A 20,208-nucleotide genomic window follows, 5' to 3' on the forward strand; every position below is an offset into this window, starting at 1 on the left:
ATGAAGATGGAGTGTGCTTGATGCAAAAAATAAACGGTCAATTAAGTGAAGAAAAAGTATTTAAAGACCCTGTCCATCGATATATTCATGTCCGGGATACACTCATTTGGGAATTAATCGGGACAAGGGAATTCCAACGCTTACGACGAATACGTCAATTAGGGACAACTTTTTTTACGTTCCACGGTGCCGAACATTCTCGATTTAATCACTCGCTCGGTGTCTATGAAATTACACGAAGAATCATTGAAGTGTTTCAAGGTCGGCCGCATTGGGATAATAATGAACGCTTATTATGTTTAAGTGCAGCCCTCTTACACGATGTCGGTCATGGACCTTTCTCCCATTCATTTGAAAAAGTGTTTGATACTGACCACGAAGAGTGGACGCGAGAGATCATTTTAGGGAAAACAGAAATCAATCAAGTTTTATGTAAAATGGGTGACGATTTTCCGCAAAAGGTAGCCGATGTGATTGAAAAAACGTACAGCAATAAGCTAGTCGTTAGTTTAATTTCGAGTCAAATTGATGCCGATCGAATGGATTATTTGCAACGAGATGCTTATTTTACAGGGGTAAGCTACGGGCATTTTGATATGGAGAGAATCCTTAGGGTCATGCGGCCAATGGAAGATCAAGTTGTCATTAAACAAAGTGGGATGCATGCGGTTGAAGATTATATAATGAGCCGTTATCAAATGTACTGGCAAGTGTATTTTCATCCAGTTACGAGAAGTGCTGAAGTCATTTTAAGTAAGATTTTAATGAGAACAAAGCATCTATATGAGCAAGGATATGAATTTAAACAGAAGCCTGTTCATTTTTATTCTTTATTTAATGAAAAAAAGAGTATCGAAGACTATTTGCGGCTTGATGAGGCGATAATCCTGTATTATTTCCAAATTTGGCAGGATGAAGATGATCGCATTTTAAGTGATCTTTGTGGTAGATTTTTAAATAGAAGATTGTTTAAATACGTCGAATTTAATCCGAATTTGCAGATGAAAGAGTGGCCAGTTCTTTACCAACTTTTCCATGAAGCTGGTATTGACCCTGAATATTACCTTGTAGTAGACTCATCTTCTGACCTGCCGTACGATTTTTATCGTCCTGGTGAGGAAGAAGAGCGGTTGCCGATCCACTTGCAATTGCCGAACGGAAAAATCCGAGAGTTGTCTCGGGAATCCGATGTCGTAGAAGCGATATCTGGAAAAAAACGAACCGATCATAAACTATACTTTCCATTCGATGTTCTAGAAGATGAAACTGAGAATGCAACGATAAAACAAAAAATTAAAGCTATTCTTTTTAAATGAAGGGGAGGAGCATTTTGCTAAAGGAACATGTAAAGCTGCTGTCGATGTTCCAACAAGCAGGTGAGATTGTTGGGCGGAAAAAGTTGCAGAAGATCGTTTATATTTCAAAAAAGTTAGCTATTCCATTTTCAGAACGGTTTAAATTTCATATGTTTGGCCCGTACTCTGAAGAGCTAACCCTTCGGATAGAAGAACTGTGTAACCTAGGTTTTTTACAAGAAACTCTTGAAACGAAAAGTGGCTATCAGCAATACCGGTACATTTTAACGGAGGAAGGCGAAAAGTTCCTCGATATGTACAACCTTGATTTACCGAATATTGAACTGTCCGTTTCTAACATGAATGATCAAAGTTCACGATTTCTTGAATTAGTTTCAACGGTCCTTTACTTCGATGAGATGGAAAAAGAGGAAATTGTCGAGAAGGTCATGACGGTAAAAAAGAAACAAAATTACACAGAAGAAGAAATGGAACGAGCTTTCACTTATATTGAACAATTAAAATCAGTTCATCACTAATGACAAGAGCTTACTTTTTAAGGGGAACTTTAAGAAGCAAACAGCCTATAATTAACTTAAAGCGCATGGGTTTCTTGAGAATTCATGCGTTTTTGGGTTGTACTGCCGTTTATTTTCATGACATAACTTTTTCTTTTAGAGCATTAACTGTCTCAGAGAAATGACCTAACTTTCATCATGTGATAAACTAAAAGATAGAATGAACGCATCATAAAACGTGTATGCTGATTATAGAATATGGATGAAGGGATGATCGATGAATGGATCTCTTTGAAAACGATAAGCAGAAAAAAACAAAAACGGGCTTTAATATTTTGAGCACCGATTCAACAGATGGACACGGTGGATACGGAACAGGTGTTATTGACTTAAATAATGTTTCACCGATTATAGTTAATTCAGAAAACGCCGAAGCTTTCGTTGATATGGGAGCTTTACACGCACGATCCGCTGTAGAAAAGCGAATTAAATTTACACCCAATCGAGAAGACTCATCAAACGGAAAGTTGTACTGGTTAGTGTGGGTTTCTGTAAACAATAAAGGAGCAAAGCCGTTTTACGCCGGCGTGACTGCATGCGAAATGGTAATTGATATGGAAACAAGACGTGGTTATAAAAGCCTGCCGGAACACGTCAATCGCATGGATAAGTCATTAAAAGGCCATATTATTGTGGACCATATGGATGAAAAATCAAAGAAAATTTTAGGAGAGTTCCTAAAATCACATAACGAAGACATGTGGAATCATTCTGAACTAAAGCTGAGACAAGAACTTCTTGGCGAAGAACAATAGAATATAATTTGTCTAGCCCATTTTTTTGTTATCTATGAACGATTTATGAACTCTTATTCAAAGGGTTGAGCTTTTGTTAAAATCGAATTAAACTTAAAACTAGTATAAATCGACACATATTTATACTAGGACCGACAAAAGGCAGAGGAACCCACCTCTGCCTTTTGTCGTTTTTGAAAGCGATGTACAAATAAAATGGGTGCCAGGCACCTTTAATGCATTACTTTGTTAAAGGTGCCTGGCACCGCGACATTGTAACTATCAGGTCGCTGGCGCCACTCCAACGTGTCCGAAGAGCAGGACACTTATGGCTAGCCCTCCAGCGCTTGTCGCCGATAAGCAGGCACCTTCCGCTTTTCCGCTGTCTAGCTACAGCGGTCAGCGTCTAGTGGACTTCGCTCTCCTCCTTACGATAAGTCAACATCGGTTCGTTGCCTCACCGTGTTTCCTTTATCTCATGCGAAGGAGCTCCAGTCCATACGTCGCTAAACGACCGCTTCCGCTTTTCCTCCTGTCTAGCTGCAGGTGCCATCGGCTCGAGGTCGCTTCGGTCCATCCAACGTGTCCGAAGAGCAGGACACTTATGGCTAGCCCTCCAGCGCTTGTCGCCGATAAGCAGGCACCTTTCGCTTTTCCTAGTTAAACCATTTGATAAAGCGGTCGAGGAATTTTTCTTTCTTGTGGACGTCTTCCTCGGTCATTTCGACTTCTGAGTCTTCTTCTGGCATATGGTCTTGGCAATATTCTGTCGGTTCAGTACCGGAAACGAAATAGGTTAGTCGCTTCACTGGGCATTCATCCGTTGCAAGTAAGCCGTTTTTTGGATTAATGTAAACGCCAGTTACACCAGGTGGTTTATGGAAATCTAATTTCAAATCATCTTTAAGCGAGTGCTCGGTAAATTGTGCCCAAATGCGTTTGGCGATCTGGCCTTCTGTTGCATGATTTAACCGTTTTTCTAGATCATAACCAACCCACACCCCCGTCACAAGCTGAGGGGTATAACCGACCATCCAACTGTCAAATGGAGTCGAACCTGATTTTCCAGCAACAGGCCGATTCACAAGGTGTGCGACAGATCCACCGGTTACACTCGCATAATCATTAATGGAGCGGTCAAACATCGCTGTCATTAAATCCGTCATAATAAACGCTAATTTCGGATCTATGATTTGTTCAATCACAGGCTCTTTTTCAAAAATAATCTGTCCGTTTTTGTCAACGACCTTTCGAATAAATCTTGGCTCTACTCGTTTTCCACCGTTAGTAAAGCTCGAGTAACTATTGGTCAATTCCAATAATTGAACGTCATTTGATCCTAAGGCGAGCGAAGGGATATTTTCCAATTCACTTTTAATGCCAAATCGACCTGCGGTTTCCACTAATGTTTCCGTATCTAAAAAGAGATGTGTTTTTACAGCGAATATATTATCTGAAAACGCGAGTGCGTGTAGTAAAGTGACAAAGTCATTCGCATAGTTATCATTAAAATTCGAAGGTGAATAATCTGGTCTACCATCATCAAACGTAAATGTTGTCGGTTCACTTAATAACGTCGATGACGGGGTAAAGCCATGTTCCATTGCAGCATAATACAAGAAGGGCTTGAACGTGGACCCTGGCGAACGTCGTGCTTGTGTTGCTCGGTTGAATGGACTTTGTAGGTAATTCCTGCCTCCAACGAGTGCCTTTACATCTCCTGTCCGCGGATCAACCGCGACGAGTGCAGCTTGCAACTCTTCAGTAGATCCGAGTTCAATTTCTACCCAACGCTCCGCTTCCGCTTGCATATCCCGGTCTAAAGTAGTGAAAATTTGTAATCCACCTTGCTCAACTAACGCTTCATCGATGTTATATTCATTCATTAATAAATTTCGAACATACTCTTGAAAATACGGTCCGATCGCAGCGGTGTCTTCATTTTCAGAGATTGCAAACTGTAACTGCGCATTTTTTGCAGCCTCTGCTTCTGATGATGTTATATGGCCGGTTTGTACCATCGATCGTAAAATAAGCTCTTGACGCTGTTTTGCGCGTTCGAAGTCATTTTGTGGTGAATAGTAGCTTGGCCCTTTAGGGATCCCGGCAAGAAGACTTGCTTCAGCTAAATTAAGTTCCGATGCCTTTTTATTAAAAAAGTAATGTGCTGCTGCCTCGATGCCGTAAGCACCATGCCCATAATAAATCGTATTTAAGTATCCTTCTAAAATTTCATCTTTCGTATAATACATTTCAAGACGAAGAGCATAGAGCATCTCATTAAATTTTCGTTTCCACGTTTTATCATGAGTTAAATAAAGATTTCTAGCGTACTGCTGGGTAATCGTACTAGCCCCTTGAGCCTTACCGCCAGACTTTATATTAGCCACGACCGCACCTGCAATTCGTGTAGGATCAAACCCATAGTGATCATAAAACTTACGATCTTCAATTGAGAGGGTGGCATGCAGCAAATCTTCACTAATCTCTTCAAGCGATACCCAATACCGGTTTTGTCCTTGGTGACTTTCACCAATAATAACGTCATTTGCATCCAAAAGCCGTGTCGTCTGGGAAACTTGTAATGCAGGAGCACCTTCCATTTTTAAATAGGTTAATAATAAGACCGCAGCCAACATAGATAAAACGATTAGAAATAATAAAAAGCGAAGTAGTCTGCGCAACCAACTTATTTTCCGTCTCGAACGTTTTTTTACGATGACTTCCATGTCAGTCACCTCTTTACTTATCAGATTTAAAAAATAATAAAAAACTTAACGTGTAGCGTCACATTAAAATGGAACTACGTTTTGGATAAAGAAAAACAACCTTTAATGAAAAGGAGACTTTAATAGCTAGGTTAGGTTCATTTTTTCAATAAGTATCTCTATTTTTGGAAGATTAATGAATTTTTAAACACAAATAACCTGAATATCTAAAAATTCTCTTGCAATTTTGTGCATTTCATTTATACTTTTTTTGTTTGGCATAAAAATTGCACTCAAATGCTGTAATCTAAGTCGGAGTTCAAACTAAAAATAATGATTGAACTAGAGTTTTTGGTTAACCTTTTAGTAAGAGCAAGAAACTAGGGCAAACTAATAGAAAGAACAATATTAAGAGGTGACGATCATGGAATTATGGTATACAGAAAAGCAAACGGAGCGTTTTGGAATTACAATGAAAATTAAACGCACGTTACATACAGAACAAACAGATTTTCAAAAACTAGATATGGTTGAAACCGAAGAGTTCGGAAACATGCTCGTTCTTGACGGAATGGTTATGACTACTCAAAAAGATGAGTTCGTTTATCACGAGATGGTAGCGCACGTTCCTCTTTTTACACACCCTAACCCAGAAAATGTACTTGTTGTTGGTGGTGGAGACGGTGGAGTCATCCGTGAAGTGTTAAAACATCCATCGGTTAAGAAGGCAACACTTGTTGAAATTGACGGGAAGGTCATTGAGTATTCGAAAAAATACTTACCTGAAATCGCAGGTATGTTAGACGATGCTAGAGTCGAAGTAAAAGTCGATGACGGATTTATGCATATTGCCAACAGTGAAAATGAGTATGACGTCATTATGGTTGACTCTACAGAGCCAGTTGGACCAGCTGTTAACTTATTTACTAAAGGATTTTATGCGGGTATTTCTAAAGCACTAAAAGAAGACGGTGTTTTTGTAGCACAAACGGATAACCCATGGTTCACGCCTGAACTTATTACAAACGTACAACGTGATGTGAAGGAAATTTTCCCAATCACTCGTTTATACATTGCCAGTATTCCAACGTACCCAAGTGGACTTTGGACATTTACGATTGGTTCGAAAAAGCATGATCCATTAGCAATTGAAGACAGTCGTTTCCACGACATTGATACAAAATACTATACAAAAGATCTTCATAGAGCAGCATTTGCTTTACCGCGCTTTGTGGAAGATTTAATTAAGTAGGGGAGGGCTTGTTTTGAGATTTGACGAAGCGTATTCAGGAAAAGTTTTTATTATGAGCAAGCCGAGTTATGAAGAAAGTGAAGCTGTCATTTACGGTATGCCGATGGACTGGACGGTTTCATTCCGCCCAGGTTCTCGATTTGGCCCGGCAAGAATTCGTGAAGCTTCATTAGGTTTAGAAGAGTATAGCCCTTATTTGGACAAGCATCTTGAAGAAGTGAATTTCTTCGATGCGGGTGACATTCCGCTGCCTTTTGGTAATCCGGCACGAAGCTTAGATATGATTGAAGATTATATCGATAAGCTAATTGCTGATGGGAAATTCCCGATTGGATTAGGCGGGGAACACTTAGTGTCTTGGCCGATTTTCCGTGCGATGTTTAAAAAATACTCAGATATGGCAATCATTCATATTGACGCACATGCGGATTTAAGAGAGCGATACGAGGGAGAACCGTTGTCTCACTCCACGCCGATTCGGAAAGCCTGTGAACTGATCGGGCCTGAAAATGTGTATTCATTTGGGATTCGTTCTGGTATGCGTGAGGAGTTTCAGTATGCAAAAGAGTCAGGCATGCACATGTCAAAGTTTGATGTAGCCGAGCCTCTAAAAGAAGTGCTGCCTCAGTTAGCAGGACGAAACGTATATGTAACGATCGACATTGACGTATTAGATCCTGCACATGCACCGGGTACAGGAACAGCAGAAGCAGGAGGAATAACGTCTAAAGAATTATTAGAGGCCATCCACCTCATTGCGAATTCTGACGTGAATGTCATTGGCGCAGACTTAGTAGAAGTCGCACCAGCGTACGATCCGACGGAGCAAACACCAATTGCTGCAAGTAAATTTATCCGCGAAATTATTTTAGGTTGGGTAAAAAAGTAAAACGGCACCCTAAGAGCTGACTCATACGTTCCTTGAGTCAGCTTCTTTACTATAAAGGCAAAGTGCTACGCCATACGCGACGTATTGCGCGATGCATTGTGTGTGCTTTCTACGGTGCCAGGCACCTTTAATGCTTTACACTGTTTAAGGTGCCTGGCACCGTTGTATTGGTATAGGATTGTTCTTGCAACGGCGCGACAAACTCGCTAAACTTGAAAAAAGAAAGGTGGGCAAGTCCAATGTCCGTGGAAGATAAGAGAAGACCAATCTCAGTATTAATGAAGACGACGATACGCCAAGGTGGCCAAAAAGAACACCTCTCCCTCAAAGGAAAGGGAAACGTTTATGTGAAAAACGGGTATACATATCTACTATTTAAAGAAATACATAACGATAAATTAAATGTTCAGACGACCGTAAAAATTGGTGAGCAGGAAGCTACGATCATCCGAAATGGTGATCTATCCATGCGGCAAATCTATACGGTTGGTGAAAAGACAGAAGGAACATACCGGAGCCCGTTTGGTTCATGGCACACTTCTGCAAAAACACATCTCTGTCATTATGAGTGGCCTGCGAGTCGTTCTAGTGGGAAACTTCAGCTCAAATACGATTACTTTTTACAAGATGAACCGTCAGGAACATTTGATGTAACGATAAAAATTGAGGAGGAAAACGAATGAACAGTGTAGAGCAAATGAAAGAAAAACTAAAAGCAGAAATTGTAGCTGCCGTAATTGCTTCAGGAATAGATGAGGGGCAAGTTCCAGATGTCGTGTTAGAAAACCCAAAAGATAAAGCGCATGGTGATTACTCAACGAATATGGCAATGCAATTAGCGAGAGTAGCAAAAAAAGCGCCACGTATGATCGCAGAAGACATTGTCAGTCATATCAATAAAGAAAAAGCGTCCATTGAAAAAGTGGAAATTGCTGGACCAGGCTTCATCAATTTCTATATGGATAACGGTTATTTACGCGACATGATCCCAGCCGTACTTCAAGCAGGAGATGAGTATGGCCAGACAAATGTAGGTAATGGCACAAAAATTCAAGTCGAGTTTGTTTCAGCCAATCCAACAGGAAGCCTTCATTTAGGACATGCTCGTGGGGCAGCAGTAGGGGATGCTTTATGTAATGTGTTAAGTAAAGCAGGCTACGACGTTCAAAGAGAATATTACATTAATGATGCGGGTAATCAAATTAACAATTTAACAACTTCTGTTGAAGCTCGTTACTATCAAGCACTCGGATTAGAAAAAGAAATGCCGGAAGATGGCTATCATGGTGAAGATATCATAGGATTCGGCCAAGATTTAGCGAAGAAATATGGCGATCGTTTTGTTCATGTGGATGCAGAAGAGCGAATGGAATTTTTCCGTGCATATGGCTTAAAACGTGAGCAAGAAAAGTTGAAAAAAGACTTAAGTGACTTCCGCGTTGAATTTGATAACTGGTTTTCAGAAACATCCCTTTATACTTCAGGAAAAGTACTAGAAACATTAAAGCTATTAGAAGAAAAAGGGGAAACGTACGAACAAGATGGGGCAACATGGTTCCGTTCGACAACGTATGGTGACGATAAAGATCGAGTCCTGATTAAGAATGATGGAACCTATACGTACTTAACGCCGGATATCGCGTACCATAAAGATAAATTAGAGCGCGGCTTTGATAAATTAATAAACATTTGGGGAGCAGACCACCACGGTTATATTCCACGTATGAGTGCAGCAATTCAAGCACTAGGGTACGGCCAAGAACAAATGGACGTTCAAATCATTCAAATGGTTTCTCTGTTCCAAAACGGTGAGAAAGTGAAGATGAGTAAACGTACAGGAAAAGCAGTAACTTTACGTGACTTAATGGAAGAAGTAGGAATTGATGCAACACGCTACTTCTTTGCTATGCGTAGTGCGGACACTCAATTAGATTTTGATATGGATTTAGCAGTAAGTAAATCCAGCGAAAACCCTGTTTACTACGTTCAATATGCGCATGCACGTATTTGCAGTATGCTTAGACAAGGGGAAGAACAAGGGTTACCACTAGATGATACAAGCAACCTTAATCTGATTTCCTCGGAAAAAGAATTCCATCTGCTGAAAAAAGTCGGTGAGTTCCCTGAAGCGATTGCTGAAAGTGCTGAAAAACTCTCACCGCACCGCTTAACAAACTATGCGTTTGATCTTGCTTCGGCTCTACATAGCTTTTACAATGCCGAGCGTGTTATCGACCCAGAAGACGTTGAAAAAAGTAAAGCTCGCCTTGCACTCGTAAAATCAGTGCAAGTCACACTACAAAATGCACTAAAACTAATCGGAGTATCCGCCCCAGAACGCATGTAGTAGGAAAAGCGGAAGCGGTTGTTTAGCGTCGCAAGGACTGGAGCTCCTCCGTATGAGATAAAGGAAACACGGTGAGGCAACGAACCGATGTTGACTTATCGTAAGGAGGAGAGCGAAGTCCACTAGACGCTGACCGCTGTAGCTAGACAGTAGGAAAGGCGGACGACGCCCGCTTATCGGCGACCAGCGCTGGAGGGCCAGCCATAAGTGTCCTGAATTTTGGATACGATGGATGGACCGAAGCGACCTCGAGCCGATGGCGTCTGCAGCTAGACAGTCAGAAAAGCGGAAGACGCCCGCTTATCGGCGACCAGCGCTGGAGGGCCAGCCATAAGTGTCCTCTGGTTTGGACACGATGGATGAACCGAAGCGACCTTGAGCCGATGGCGTCTGCAGCTAGACAGTCAGAAAAGCGGAAGCGGTCGTTCAGCGTCGTAAGGACTGAAGCTCCACCGCATGAGATAAAGGAAACACGGTGAGGAACGGTTGCCCCTAAATCTTGTCCTTTAGAGCACTGAGAGGCCCTTATTTTAGTGAGAATCTTCAAAAGAAACACTTTAGGGAATTCAGAAGCCCTTATTTGCCTAGTTTTATTAAAATTAAGCATAAATATTATGGAATAAGGGCCTTTGAGTTCCCTTTGAACTAAAAAAGGGTGTTTTTTATAAAAATAAGGGCCGCTGGAGTCCGCTAAATTTTCGACAAACACTACAACGGCCACATTTACAATGTGTCACTGCCCTAAAAATGACTTATCGCCACAAGGAAAGCATACAAATAAAATGTCCCTCTATTTGGTATAAATAGAGGGCTTGTTTTTTGGAGACTTTAATAAAAGATACTGAAAAGGTGTGAACAACATGCAGGAAGTTTTATTAGCAATAGTAGCAGGTTTAATTGTTGGATTTTTATTTGCATTAATTAAATTACCCATTCCAGCACCCCCAGCTTTGCCAGGGATCGCCGGAATCGTCGGAATATATTTAGGTTACAAATTATTTCAATGGATACTACCTTATTTTAGTGGATAGCTAAAAAATGAAGTAGCTCGAGGGGGATTCTCATGCCGTACGTACAAGGTCGTTTTCAGTCGCCGATATACTACGAAACGATAGGCGAAGGCCTTCCGATCGTTTTTATACACCCACCCGGAATGGGGCTGGTGACATTCGATAAGCAACGGGAGTTAGCCAAACATTTTCAACTCATCTTTTTTGATATCAGAGGAAATGGGAAAAGTGGAGCAGGGAGTGAACGAATCAAGATGTCCCTGCTCGCAGAAGATATTATTCGTATTTTAGACGATCTCAACGTTAAAAAGGCAGTCATATTAGGGTATTCTAATGGCGGTTCTCTCGCACAAGAAGTGGCCATCTCCTATCCTGAACGAACGTTAGCAGTAATGATGAGCGGATCTTTTCCTGAAGTGAACAGCTTTTTATTAAGAAACGAATTTCGGCTGGGCCTTCTTGTTACTCGCTTAAAAGGAATTAACTTTTTAGCAAATGTACTTGCGATGGCACACGCTAAAAAACAGGAAACAGCGTTTAGAGAGAAAATGGCAGCTTATTTTGCACATGCTAATCCACATATCACCTATCAACTTTATAATGAGGGCTTACATTATCGGTCGACAAACCGGCTAAACGAAATTCAAGTACCCGTCCTCGTCATTTATGGACGATTATCGTTTTACCTCCATCACTATGCAAAAATGTTCATGGAGCGACTAAAAGATGTTGAAATCGTTACAGTCGACAAAGCTACACATCAAATTCCTACAAAGCACGCACCGGAGTTTAACCGAATTATTGTTGATTTTTTAAAGAGAAAAGTCCGATCTTAATTCTTAAGCAGGCGAAGGCCATTCAATATAACGAGAATTGTACTGCCTTCATGTCCAATCACCCCGAGCGGTAAAGAAACGTGTTGCATGAAGTTACCAACGATAAGTAAAAGAATGACAGCTATAGAAAAGAGGATGTTCTGCATGACAATTCGATTTAATCGTTTGGAAAGTTGAATGGCCTTTGCAATTTTTGCTAGGTTGTTTTTAACGAGAACGATATCAGCTGTCTCAATGGCAGCATCTGAGCCTGCTCCCATCGCAATGCCAATGTTTGCTCTTGCTAGCGCTGGAGCATCATTGATCCCATCTCCAACCATCGCTACTTTTTGAAATTGTTTTTTTAACTTTTCAATTTCTATTACTTTTTCTTCTGGAAGGCAATTCGCTGAATAACCGTCGAGTTCAACTTCTGAAGCGATCTTTTTCGCTGTTTTTTCATGGTCGCCAGTAATCATATACGCAGCGATACCTTCGTTTTTCATACTTTGAATCGCTTCGATGGCTACGTCTCGGATTGTATCTTCAATAGCAAATACTGCAATTACTTCGTCCTGATTTTCTTTTCCAGCAAAAACAAGTGTTTGCCCAGCGTCACTCATACCGGCAGCTATTTCTTGAAAAGCTTCACCTTTTTCAAATGAAAAGAAGTCGGGTTTTCCAATCTTCCACACTTCACCGTCTACGGTACCAATAATCCCCCAACCACTTTTATTCTCAATTACATCTGGTTTAACGGGTTCAATGCCTTGTTGTTTACAGTACGTAACAATAGCTCTAGCTAATGGGTGAGAAGATTGGTTTTCAATAGCACAGATTGCATGAAATAAATCGTTTTCATTAATTTCAGGGTGAATATATAAATTCGTCACAACAGGTGTACCGTTTGTGATCGTGCCTGTTTTGTCTAGAGCGATGGCCTTAATGTGAGCGAGTTGCTCAAGGTGTACGCCACCCTTAAAGAGTATTCCTTGTCTTGCGCCATTCGATATGGCTGAAAGTGTTGCAGGCATAACAGAAGCTACTAATGCACAGGGAGAGGCAACAACGAGCAAAACCATAGCACGGTAAAAACTTTCATGCCAACTCCAACCGAGTAAAAAATAAGGAAGAAACATCATAAGCGTTACGAAAATAAGTACAATCTTTACATAAGGCCCTTCAAACTTTTCAATGGTTTGTTGAGATGGTGATTTTTCATCCTTAGCTGACTGTACGAGAGTGATAATTTTCTGGAATAACGTTTCTTCAGCAGGCTTTGTAACAGACACATCAATCATTCCTGAAAGGTTGACGGTTCCAGTAAATACCTCTTCGCCTACTTGTTTTGTGATTGGCAATGATTCGCCTGTTAAAGCAGACTCGTCAATTGTTGTTCTTCCTGTAAAAATAACACCATCTGTTGAAATGCGCTCACCGGGCTTAACGCGAACGAGGTCACCTATTCTTAATTCAGATACAGCTACAGTTTTTTCCGTCCCGTCTTTTAATAGGGTGGCTTCTTCGGGTTGCAGGTTCATGAGCGCAGAAATTTCTTGGTGGCTTTTATTCATTGTGTACGTTTCAAGGGCGCCGCTTAACGCAAATATAAATATGAGAATGGCACCTTCCATCCAATAACCGATCGTTGCTGCACCAATGGCAGCTAGTATCATTAAAATCTCAACAGAGAACTTTCGCTCGTTAATAAATTCCTCAATACCTTCTTTTGCTTTATAAAAACCGCCAATGAGATAGGCACTGATAAAAATACTAACTGTAAAAAAAGCGGGAATTGCTGAACGTTCCAAAACCCAAGCGATCACAATAAGAATTCCACTGGCCAGTGCTAGAAGGAGTTGTCGGTGTTCTATCCATTTTCTTAGCAAAATCATTTCCTCCTTAATCGTTAATTGAGAAATACAATCAACATCAATTGGCTGCTAAAACAACGAAAGCTGCCACCAAAGGGTGACAGCAGACTTCAACAACGACTAAAAACCGTTATAAAGTTAGAAACGTTATAAACTATTTAGTCGTCTTTTTTATACTTATTATAATTCAATCATACTATATCTGGAAAAAAATATATAGGTATATCTAAAAAATGGGCTCAAAGTAAGCCAGAAAAGATAGTAGCAAATCGTTCTTTTCCTTTTTGGAAAATGGAACGCTGATTATATTGTTTGAGAGTAAGTCTTTCGGAAATAGATATATCATATTCGACTTCTTCTAAAACGTTTTGAATGAAGGAACTATCGTAAATCAAGCAATTAATTTCATGGTCTATATGAAAGCTGCGTTTGTCAAAGTTAGCTGTACCAATATCGCAGATTTCGTCGTCTATAATAATGATTTTTGCGTGGTAAAAGCCTCTGTAGTATTGATAAATATCGACACCGACATCAAGTAAATCTTTAAAATAAGGATAAGAAGCTTCTTTTACTAAAGGATGGTCCGCTTTTTTAGGTACAATTAAACGAACGTCAACTCCACGCTTTGCCGCATTAATTAACTCCCCTTGCAGAGCCATTCCAGGAATAAAGTACGGTGTCCCAATGGTTACTGTACTTTCAGCTTGGCGAATAAGGTCGGCAAATGTGTCTTCAAGATACACACCATCCGTTGGCAGAATACGAAGTGGAATGGTTCCTTTTATTAAAGGTGGGTACAAATAATCTTTAGGGATTTTTTCTTTTATTGCGGCATGCCAGTCCTCATAAAATTGTTCCTGTAAATCTTGGACGCCATCTCCATCTAACCTCAAATGAAAGTCACGCCAGTTGCCAAACTTAGGGTCCCTGCCTAAATATTCATCGCCTACGTTATATCCGCCAACATAACCAATCTTGCCATCGATAACCGTAATCTTTCGGTGGTTTCTGCGGTTGAGGGTGAAAAATAGGTAAGGAAATTTAATGGGATGAGAATAGGCAAAAGACACCCCGGCTTCTTTGAGTTTTTTTAAGGAGCTTCCTTTAATGTCGCCGCCGATCCGGTCAACGAGCAGTCGAACCTTTACTCCTTCTTTTGCTTTGTCCATTAATAATGACAGCATTTTCTTGCTGATATTGTCATCCTTTATAATGTAAAATAGTATATGAATATGGTTAGAGGCTTGTTTAATATCTTGAAAGAGGTGATCAAATAAGTCATCGCCCGTTGTAAGTAATTGGACCTGACTGTAACGCATTTCTTGATGAAAGCGCTTTGCTTCTTTTCTTTGCTTTTTCAGGCCATATTTAAAGTCTAATCGTAGCAATATCGCAATAAGTATTATAATGCTCACTATAATTAAAAAGAGTACCATATAATCCTCCTAAGTTTTGTTGACCTTTATTTAGTATAATAAGTTGTGCTTCTTCATATGTAGGTAGTAAGAAAAAAATCAACTCGTATAGCCGTGTCTTCTTTACAGAGGGCTCCAGTCCATACGTCACTGAACAAGGTACTTCCGCTTTTCTGATGTCTAGCTGCAGCACCTAGCGTCTAGTGGACTTCGCTCTCCTCCTTACGATAAGTCAACATCGACTCACTGTCGATCGCCGTGTATCCTTTATCTCATACGGAGGGCTCCAGCCCATACGCCGCTGAACAAGGTACTTCCGCTTTTCTTTTTATTTTTACCAACGGGAGCTTGTTTTAGGATGGAAGTAATATCCTTAAAAAAAATTTTTATAAATTTAGTCGACTGAATGCTCATTCATGAATAAAATATGTTATAATGTTGAAAACGAATTCAATTTTCAGAAATTTATCTATTGTTACTATCTTTAAAGGATTGAAATAGGAAGGGAGATTTATTATGGCTGTATTCAAGATAGTTAATCTTGTATTATTAATTATCGTTGCAAGTTATGCAATCTATTTATTTGCTAATCTATTATTTACTCGCTATCAGTACATCAAACTCGGGAAAAAAGAAGAGTTTGACCGCGATTTCAAAGAACGCTTTCGAGGCGTTTTGGTCAATGTAATTGGTCAGCGTAAGATGTTTAAAGATGTGAAAAGTGGGATTATGCATTTAATCATGTTCTATGGATTTTTTATTATCCAAGTCGGATTAATTGAAATCATCATTAAAGGTTTTATTGAAGGCTATCAGTATCCGATAGGTGCCTTGCACAAGCCTTTCCATGCGATGCAGGAGTGGACGGCCTTCCTAATGACCGTTGCCATTCTTTATGCTTGCTACCGTCGTTACGGGGAAAAGCTAAACCGCTTGCAATGGAAGAAAGATGGAAAAGCTCTTTTTGTATATATCGCATTGTCTACCTTATCGGCAACGATCCTGTTGACGCTTGGTTTTGAAAGAATTATGTTTGGTTATGAAGCAAACTACGCGTATGCTCCTTTTTCTAGTATCATTGCGACTGTATTTGCTGGTGTAGGAACAACAGTTGGCACGGCTTTATTCTATGCTTCTTGGTGGATTCACCTAGTTACAGTTCTAACTTTCATGGTATTTGTACCACAGTCGAAACAAGCACACGAAGTGTTTGCGATGTTCAATGTATTCTTCAAAAAAGGTGGTCCGGTTGGAAGACTGAAGCCAATCAACTTTGAAGAAGAGGATGTAGAAGTGTTTGGTGTTGGTAAAGTAGAAGATTTTACTCAACAGCAGTTACTTGACCTTTATGCCTGTGTTGAATGTGGACGCTGTACAAATATGTGTCCGGCAACAGGGACTGGAAAGATGCTCTCGCCAATGGACTTAATGATCAAAGTTCGTGACCATTTAACAGAAAAAGGTGCCGCTGTAACATCTCGTACACCTTGGTTACCTGCTTTTGCATTTAGCCATACAACAGGAAATCAAATGGCTGCTCAAGCAGCTGGAGGCCAAGAAGTTGCGGCTGGTTATGATGTTAACTTAATTGGTGATGTCATTACGGAAGAAGAACTTTGGGCCTGTACTTCATGTCGTAACTGTGAAGATCAATGTCCAGTTATGAATGAACACGTTGATAAAATCATTGATATGCGTCGTTACCTTGTCTTAACTGAAGGAAAAATGCCAGCTGAAGCGCAGCGTGCTATTTCTAACATTGAACGTCAAGGAAACCCTTGGGGAATTAACCGTAAAGAGCGTGAAAACTGGCGTGATGGACGTGATGATATTCACGTACCAACAGTTAAAGAAATGCAAAAAGCTGGTGAAGAATTCGAATATCTATTCTTCGTTGGTTCCATGGGATCTTACGACAAGCGAAGCCAAAAAATCGCTCAATCATTTGCGAAAGTATTAAATGAAGCTGGCGTGAAATTTGCAATTATCGGAAGTAAAGAAAAGAACTCTGGTGACACGCCTCGTCGTATTGGTAACGAGTTCTTATTCCAAGAGCTTGCACAAGCGAATATTGAAATGTTCCAAAAGCATGAAGTGAAAAAGATTGTAACGATCGATCCGCATGCTTACAATACAATTAAAAATGAGTACCCTGACTTTGGTTTAGAAGGTGTGGAAGTATATCACCATACAGAGCTTCTAGCGCAACTGATCAAAGAAGGTAAAATTACACCTAAATATGAAGTCAATGAAACGATCGTTTACCATGACTCCTGTTACCTAGGACGCTACAATGATGTATATAGTCCGCAAAGAGAAATCTTAGAAGCGGTCCCTGGAGTGAAGGTTGTCGAGATGGAACGTAATCGTCAAGACGGTATGTGCTGTGGTGCTGGTGGAGGTATGATGTGGACAGAAGATCATTCTGGACAACGTATTAACATTGCCCGTACTGAGCAAGCGCTAGAAGTAAATCCGAGCGTGATCGGTAGTGCATGTCCATACTGCTTAACGATGTTAAGTGATGGAACGAAAGCGAAAGAAGTAGAAGATACAGTAAAAACAATGGATCTTGCAGAAATTTTAGAAAAATCTATTGTGAAACAAGAAGAAAAAGTACTACAATAGTATATAAGAGTAGAGGCTGCCTTTTTTAAGTCAGCCTCGAACTTATACATCATGCAGTGAATACTTTATTAATATAGCTAATGAAAGCGTAAACATTGTCAGTCTGTGTCTTTTTTTTAGTGAGTTATTTTTTTTAGATAATAGTCGAGCGAACGCTCGGTCGAAATGAGGGGGAAACATACAATGTCAACAACTGTTATTGTTGGAGGGGCAAGAACACCATTTGGGAAATTTGGTGGTGGATTATCTTCTTTAACGGCAAGTCAACTGGGTGGAATTGCGATTAAAGAAGCTTTAAGTCGTGCAAATGTCGATCCTAACGATGTTCAAGAATTGATCATGGGAAATGTTCTTCAAGGAGGACAAGGACAAATTCCTTCCCGTCAAGCGAGTGATTATGCAGGATTACCTTGGCACGTCCACACGGAAACGATTAACAAGGTTTGCGCATCTGGCATGCGTAGTGTAACAATGGCCGACCAAATTATTCGCGCGAACGATGCAGATGTGATCGTAGCAGGTGGAATGGAATCAATGAGTAATGCGCCATATTTTATTCCAAATGCACGTTGGGGAATGCGCATGGGTGACAGCAAAGCAGTCGATTTAATGGTACACGATGGATTAACTTGCTCATTTAACAAAGTTCACATGGGAACATACGGAAATTCAGTTGCAGAGGAACTTGGTCTTACGCGTGAGGCGCAAGATACATGGGCATGCAGAAGTCATGAGCGAGCGCTCGCTTCGATCGAAGAAGGCAAATTTGCTGAAGAAATTGTTCCGGTTGAAGTACCACAACGAAAAGGGGACCCAATGGTCGTTTCACAAGATGAAGCACCTCGCGCTGGAACAACAGTTGAAGGATTGAATAAATTAAAACCTGTATTTGGTAAAGAAGGCTCTATCACTGCAGGAAATGCTCCTGGGGTTAATGATGGTGCAGGTGCACTTGTCCTTATGTCGGAAGACCGTGCGACTAAAGAAGGGAAAGAAGTGTTAGCAAAGATTATCGGTCACTCCGCGATTTCAATCGAACCAAAAGATTTCCCGAAAACACCGGGCCTAGTTATTAATAAACTGTTAGAAAAAACAGGGAAAAAACTAGAAGAAATTGATTTATTTGAAGTGAACGAAGCTTTTGCAGCTGTAGCACTTGCTAGTAACCAGTTAGCAGGCTTAGATCCTGAAAAAGTAAATGTAAACGGTGGCGCTGTTGCCCTTGGACACCCAATTGGTGCAAGTGGAACTCGTGTTATTTTAACCCTTGCCTACGAATTGAAGCGTCGAGGTGGCGGAATTGGAATTGCCTCCATTTGCAGCGGCGGCGGCCAAGGCGACGCCATCATGATCGAAGTTTAATAGAAAAGCGGAAGCGGTCGTTTAGCGTCGTAAGAACTGGAGCTCCTCCGCATGAGAGCAAAAACTGACTTGTATTCTACGAAGCTAGTATCCGATCTATTTTAGCGGACTCAGAAGACGCTATTTCCACAAAAAACAGCAATTTTAAGCACTTAGCGGACTGAGAAGCCCTTATTTACTTAAAATTGCCCATATAAGGTAGGAAAATTAATAAATAAAGGCCTCAGAGTCCGTTACCATAAGAAAAAAGCGACTTTTTCCGAAAATAAAGGCCTGTGTGTCCGCTAATTTCGGTATCGTGCTTCTCCCGCCTCTAAGGAAGAGACTTATGAATGCCAAGAGAAGTGCAAAGTCCACGAAAGGTTTTTTTCACAATAGCAAGCTAAACTAAATTCTTTTGAAATAAATAGTGAGATTGGAGAGAAGAAAAATGACAGTACAAACAGTAATGGTAATTGGTGCAGGACAAATGGGGTCAGGAATCGTTCAAGTTCATGCAATGGCTGGAATTCAAGTGTTTATGCATGACTTAAAGGCTGAATTCGTTGAAAGAGGAATGAACACGATTACGAAAAACCTAGATCGCCAAGTGGAAAAAGGCAGAATGACAGAAGACGAGCGTAACGCGATCCTTGCACGTATTAAGCCTTCAACAGATCTTCAAAATGCGGCAAAAGTAGATTTAGTGATTGAAGCTGCAGTTGAAAACATGGACATCAAGCAAAAGATCTTCCGTGAATTAGATCAGATTGCACCTGAACATACAATTTTAGCAACCAATACATCATCATTACCAATTACAGAAATTGCAGCTGTAACGAATCGTCCGGAAAAAGTAATCGGTATGCACTTTATGAACCCAGTACCTGTTATGAAACTAGTTGAAATCATTCGTGGTCTAGCAACAAGTGACGAAGTATACGGTATGATTGAAGATCTATCTCGTCAATTAGGTAAAATCCCAGTTGAAGTTAACGACTTCCCAGGATTTGTTTCAAACCGAATTTTAATGCCAATGATCAATGAAGCAATCTATACGGTATTTGAAGGTGTTGCAACTCCAGAAGCTGTTGATGAAGTTATGAAGTTAGGGATGAACCACCCAATGGGACCTTTAACACTCGCTGACTTTATCGGTTTAGATACTTGCTTATACATCATGGAAACATTACACGAAGGTTTTGGTGACGACAAGTATCGTCCTTGTCCATTACTTCGCAAATACGTTAAAGCTGGATGGCTTGGTAAGAAATCAGGTCGCGGCTTCTATGTCTACAACTAAGATTTTATAAAAGTGGAGT

At 40.4% G+C, this 20,208-nt stretch carries 15 protein-coding genes; 12 read left to right on the forward strand and 3 right to left on the reverse strand.

Features of this window, described 5'->3' with window-relative positions; all coding sequences use genetic code 11:
• Window positions 1-20: 20 nt before the first annotated feature.
• From ACNSTQ_RS00565 to ACNSTQ_RS00575, 3 genes are all read left to right on the forward strand, one after another.
• Window positions 21-1,316, forward strand: a complete 1,296-nt coding sequence (locus ACNSTQ_RS00565) for an HD domain-containing protein (protein ID WP_418197914.1) — start codon at window positions 21-23, stop codon at window positions 1,314-1,316.
• Between the two features lie 14 nt (window positions 1,317-1,330).
• Window positions 1,331-1,834, forward strand: a complete 504-nt coding sequence (locus ACNSTQ_RS00570) for a YwgA family protein (RefSeq protein ID WP_418197915.1) — start codon at window positions 1,331-1,333, stop codon at window positions 1,832-1,834.
• A gap of 260 nt (window positions 1,835-2,094) precedes the next feature.
• On the forward strand, window positions 2,095-2,628 hold the full coding sequence (locus tag ACNSTQ_RS00575; RefSeq protein ID WP_418197916.1) for a YwhD family protein: 534 nt from the start codon (window positions 2,095-2,097) through the stop codon (window positions 2,626-2,628).
• A gap of 635 nt (window positions 2,629-3,263) precedes the next feature.
• On the opposite strand, the gene ACNSTQ_RS00580 is transcribed toward ACNSTQ_RS00575, so the two are convergent.
• Window positions 3,264-5,336, reverse strand: a complete 2,073-nt coding sequence (locus ACNSTQ_RS00580) for a transglycosylase domain-containing protein (RefSeq protein WP_418197917.1) — start codon at window positions 5,334-5,336, stop codon at window positions 3,264-3,266.
• Between the two features lie 403 nt (window positions 5,337-5,739).
• On the opposite strand from ACNSTQ_RS00580, the gene speE reads away from it, so the two are divergent.
• The 6 genes from speE to ACNSTQ_RS00610 all read left to right on the forward strand — a co-directional run bounded on the left by speE (window position 5,740) and on the right by ACNSTQ_RS00610 (window position 11,649).
• A complete protein-coding gene (gene speE / locus ACNSTQ_RS00585) occupies window positions 5,740-6,567 on the forward strand; it encodes a polyamine aminopropyltransferase (RefSeq protein ID WP_418197918.1) in 828 nt (275 codons plus the stop codon).
• A gap of 13 nt (window positions 6,568-6,580) precedes the next feature.
• Window positions 6,581-7,456, forward strand: a complete 876-nt coding sequence (gene speB / locus ACNSTQ_RS00590) for an agmatinase (RefSeq protein ID WP_418197919.1) — start codon at window positions 6,581-6,583, stop codon at window positions 7,454-7,456.
• Window positions 7,457-7,695: 239 nt separating this feature from the next.
• Window positions 7,696-8,139 (forward strand): DUF1934 domain-containing protein, encoded by a 444-nt coding sequence (locus tag ACNSTQ_RS00595; RefSeq protein ID WP_418197920.1) that lies wholly within the window; start codon window positions 7,696-7,698, stop codon window positions 8,137-8,139.
• Complete coding sequence (gene argS / locus ACNSTQ_RS00600; RefSeq protein WP_418197921.1) at window positions 8,136-9,803, forward strand: arginine--tRNA ligase; 1,668 nt, start codon at window positions 8,136-8,138, stop codon at window positions 9,801-9,803. The genes ACNSTQ_RS00595 and argS overlap by 4 nt, the downstream gene beginning before the upstream one ends.
• A gap of 860 nt (window positions 9,804-10,663) precedes the next feature.
• The gene (locus ACNSTQ_RS00605) at window positions 10,664-10,834 is read left to right on the forward strand and encodes a XapX domain-containing protein (protein WP_418197922.1); all 171 of its coding nucleotides are present in this window, start codon (window positions 10,664-10,666) and stop codon (window positions 10,832-10,834) included.
• A gap of 32 nt (window positions 10,835-10,866) precedes the next feature.
• Entirely contained in the window at window positions 10,867-11,649 is a 783-nt protein-coding gene (locus ACNSTQ_RS00610) for an alpha/beta fold hydrolase (protein ID WP_418197923.1), read from the forward strand.
• Here the strand turns inward: ACNSTQ_RS00610 and ACNSTQ_RS00615 are convergent.
• Window positions 11,646-13,523: a heavy metal translocating P-type ATPase gene (locus ACNSTQ_RS00615; RefSeq protein ID WP_418197924.1), complete on the reverse strand. Its 1,878-nt coding sequence runs from the start codon at window positions 13,521-13,523 to the stop codon at window positions 11,646-11,648. The genes ACNSTQ_RS00610 and ACNSTQ_RS00615 overlap by 4 nt on opposite strands.
• Before the next feature lie 218 nt (window positions 13,524-13,741).
• A complete protein-coding gene (gene cls, locus ACNSTQ_RS00620; protein ID WP_418197925.1) occupies window positions 13,742-14,938 on the reverse strand; it encodes a cardiolipin synthase in 1,197 nt (398 codons plus the stop codon).
• A 495-nt stretch (window positions 14,939-15,433) separates the two neighbouring features.
• Between cls and ACNSTQ_RS00625 the strand changes: the two genes are divergently transcribed.
• The 3 genes from ACNSTQ_RS00625 (at window position 15,434) to ACNSTQ_RS00635 (ending at window position 20,189) form a co-directional block, all read left to right on the forward strand.
• Window positions 15,434-17,545, forward strand: coding sequence for a (Fe-S)-binding protein (locus ACNSTQ_RS00625; protein ID WP_418197926.1), 2,112 nt, complete (start codon window positions 15,434-15,436; stop codon window positions 17,543-17,545).
• A 183-nt stretch (window positions 17,546-17,728) separates the two neighbouring features.
• A complete protein-coding gene (locus ACNSTQ_RS00630) occupies window positions 17,729-18,907 on the forward strand; it encodes an acetyl-CoA C-acetyltransferase (protein ID WP_418197927.1) in 1,179 nt (392 codons plus the stop codon).
• A 430-nt stretch (window positions 18,908-19,337) separates the two neighbouring features.
• Window positions 19,338-20,189, forward strand: a complete 852-nt coding sequence (locus ACNSTQ_RS00635; protein ID WP_418197928.1) for a 3-hydroxybutyryl-CoA dehydrogenase — start codon at window positions 19,338-19,340, stop codon at window positions 20,187-20,189.
• The last annotated feature ends 19 nt before the right edge of the window (window positions 20,190-20,208 follow it).

Source organism: Alkalihalobacterium sp. APHAB7 (assembly GCF_048323755.1).
Classification (GTDB): Bacteria; Bacillota; Bacilli; order Bacillales; family Bacillaceae_F; genus Alkalihalobacterium.

Excerpts from the sequence above, each read along its gene's own strand:
- ACNSTQ_RS00565 (WP_418197914.1), top strand. The coding sequence starts at position 21 with ATGCAAAAAATAAACGGTCAATTAAGTGAAGAAAAAGTATTTAAAGAC.
- ACNSTQ_RS00575 (WP_418197916.1), top strand. The coding sequence starts at position 2,095 with ATGGATCTCTTTGAAAACGATAAGCAGAAAAAAACAAAAACGGGCTTT.
- ACNSTQ_RS00580 (WP_418197917.1), bottom strand. The coding sequence starts at position 5,336 with ATGGAAGTCATCGTAAAAAAACGTTCGAGACGGAAAATAAGTTGGTTG.
- speE (WP_418197918.1), top strand. The coding sequence starts at position 5,740 with ATGGAATTATGGTATACAGAAAAGCAAACGGAGCGTTTTGGAATTACA.
- ACNSTQ_RS00595 (WP_418197920.1), top strand. The coding sequence starts at position 7,696 with ATGTCCGTGGAAGATAAGAGAAGACCAATCTCAGTATTAATGAAGACG.
- argS (WP_418197921.1), top strand. The coding sequence starts at position 8,136 with ATGAACAGTGTAGAGCAAATGAAAGAAAAACTAAAAGCAGAAATTGTA.
- ACNSTQ_RS00605 (WP_418197922.1), top strand. The coding sequence starts at position 10,664 with ATGCAGGAAGTTTTATTAGCAATAGTAGCAGGTTTAATTGTTGGATTT.
- ACNSTQ_RS00610 (WP_418197923.1), top strand. The coding sequence starts at position 10,867 with ATGCCGTACGTACAAGGTCGTTTTCAGTCGCCGATATACTACGAAACG.
- ACNSTQ_RS00615 (WP_418197924.1), bottom strand. The coding sequence starts at position 13,523 with ATGATTTTGCTAAGAAAATGGATAGAACACCGACAACTCCTTCTAGCA.
- cls (WP_418197925.1), bottom strand. The coding sequence starts at position 14,938 with ATGGTACTCTTTTTAATTATAGTGAGCATTATAATACTTATTGCGATA.
- ACNSTQ_RS00625 (WP_418197926.1), top strand. The coding sequence starts at position 15,434 with ATGGCTGTATTCAAGATAGTTAATCTTGTATTATTAATTATCGTTGCA.
- ACNSTQ_RS00630 (WP_418197927.1), top strand. The coding sequence starts at position 17,729 with ATGTCAACAACTGTTATTGTTGGAGGGGCAAGAACACCATTTGGGAAA.
- ACNSTQ_RS00635 (WP_418197928.1), top strand. The coding sequence starts at position 19,338 with ATGACAGTACAAACAGTAATGGTAATTGGTGCAGGACAAATGGGGTCA.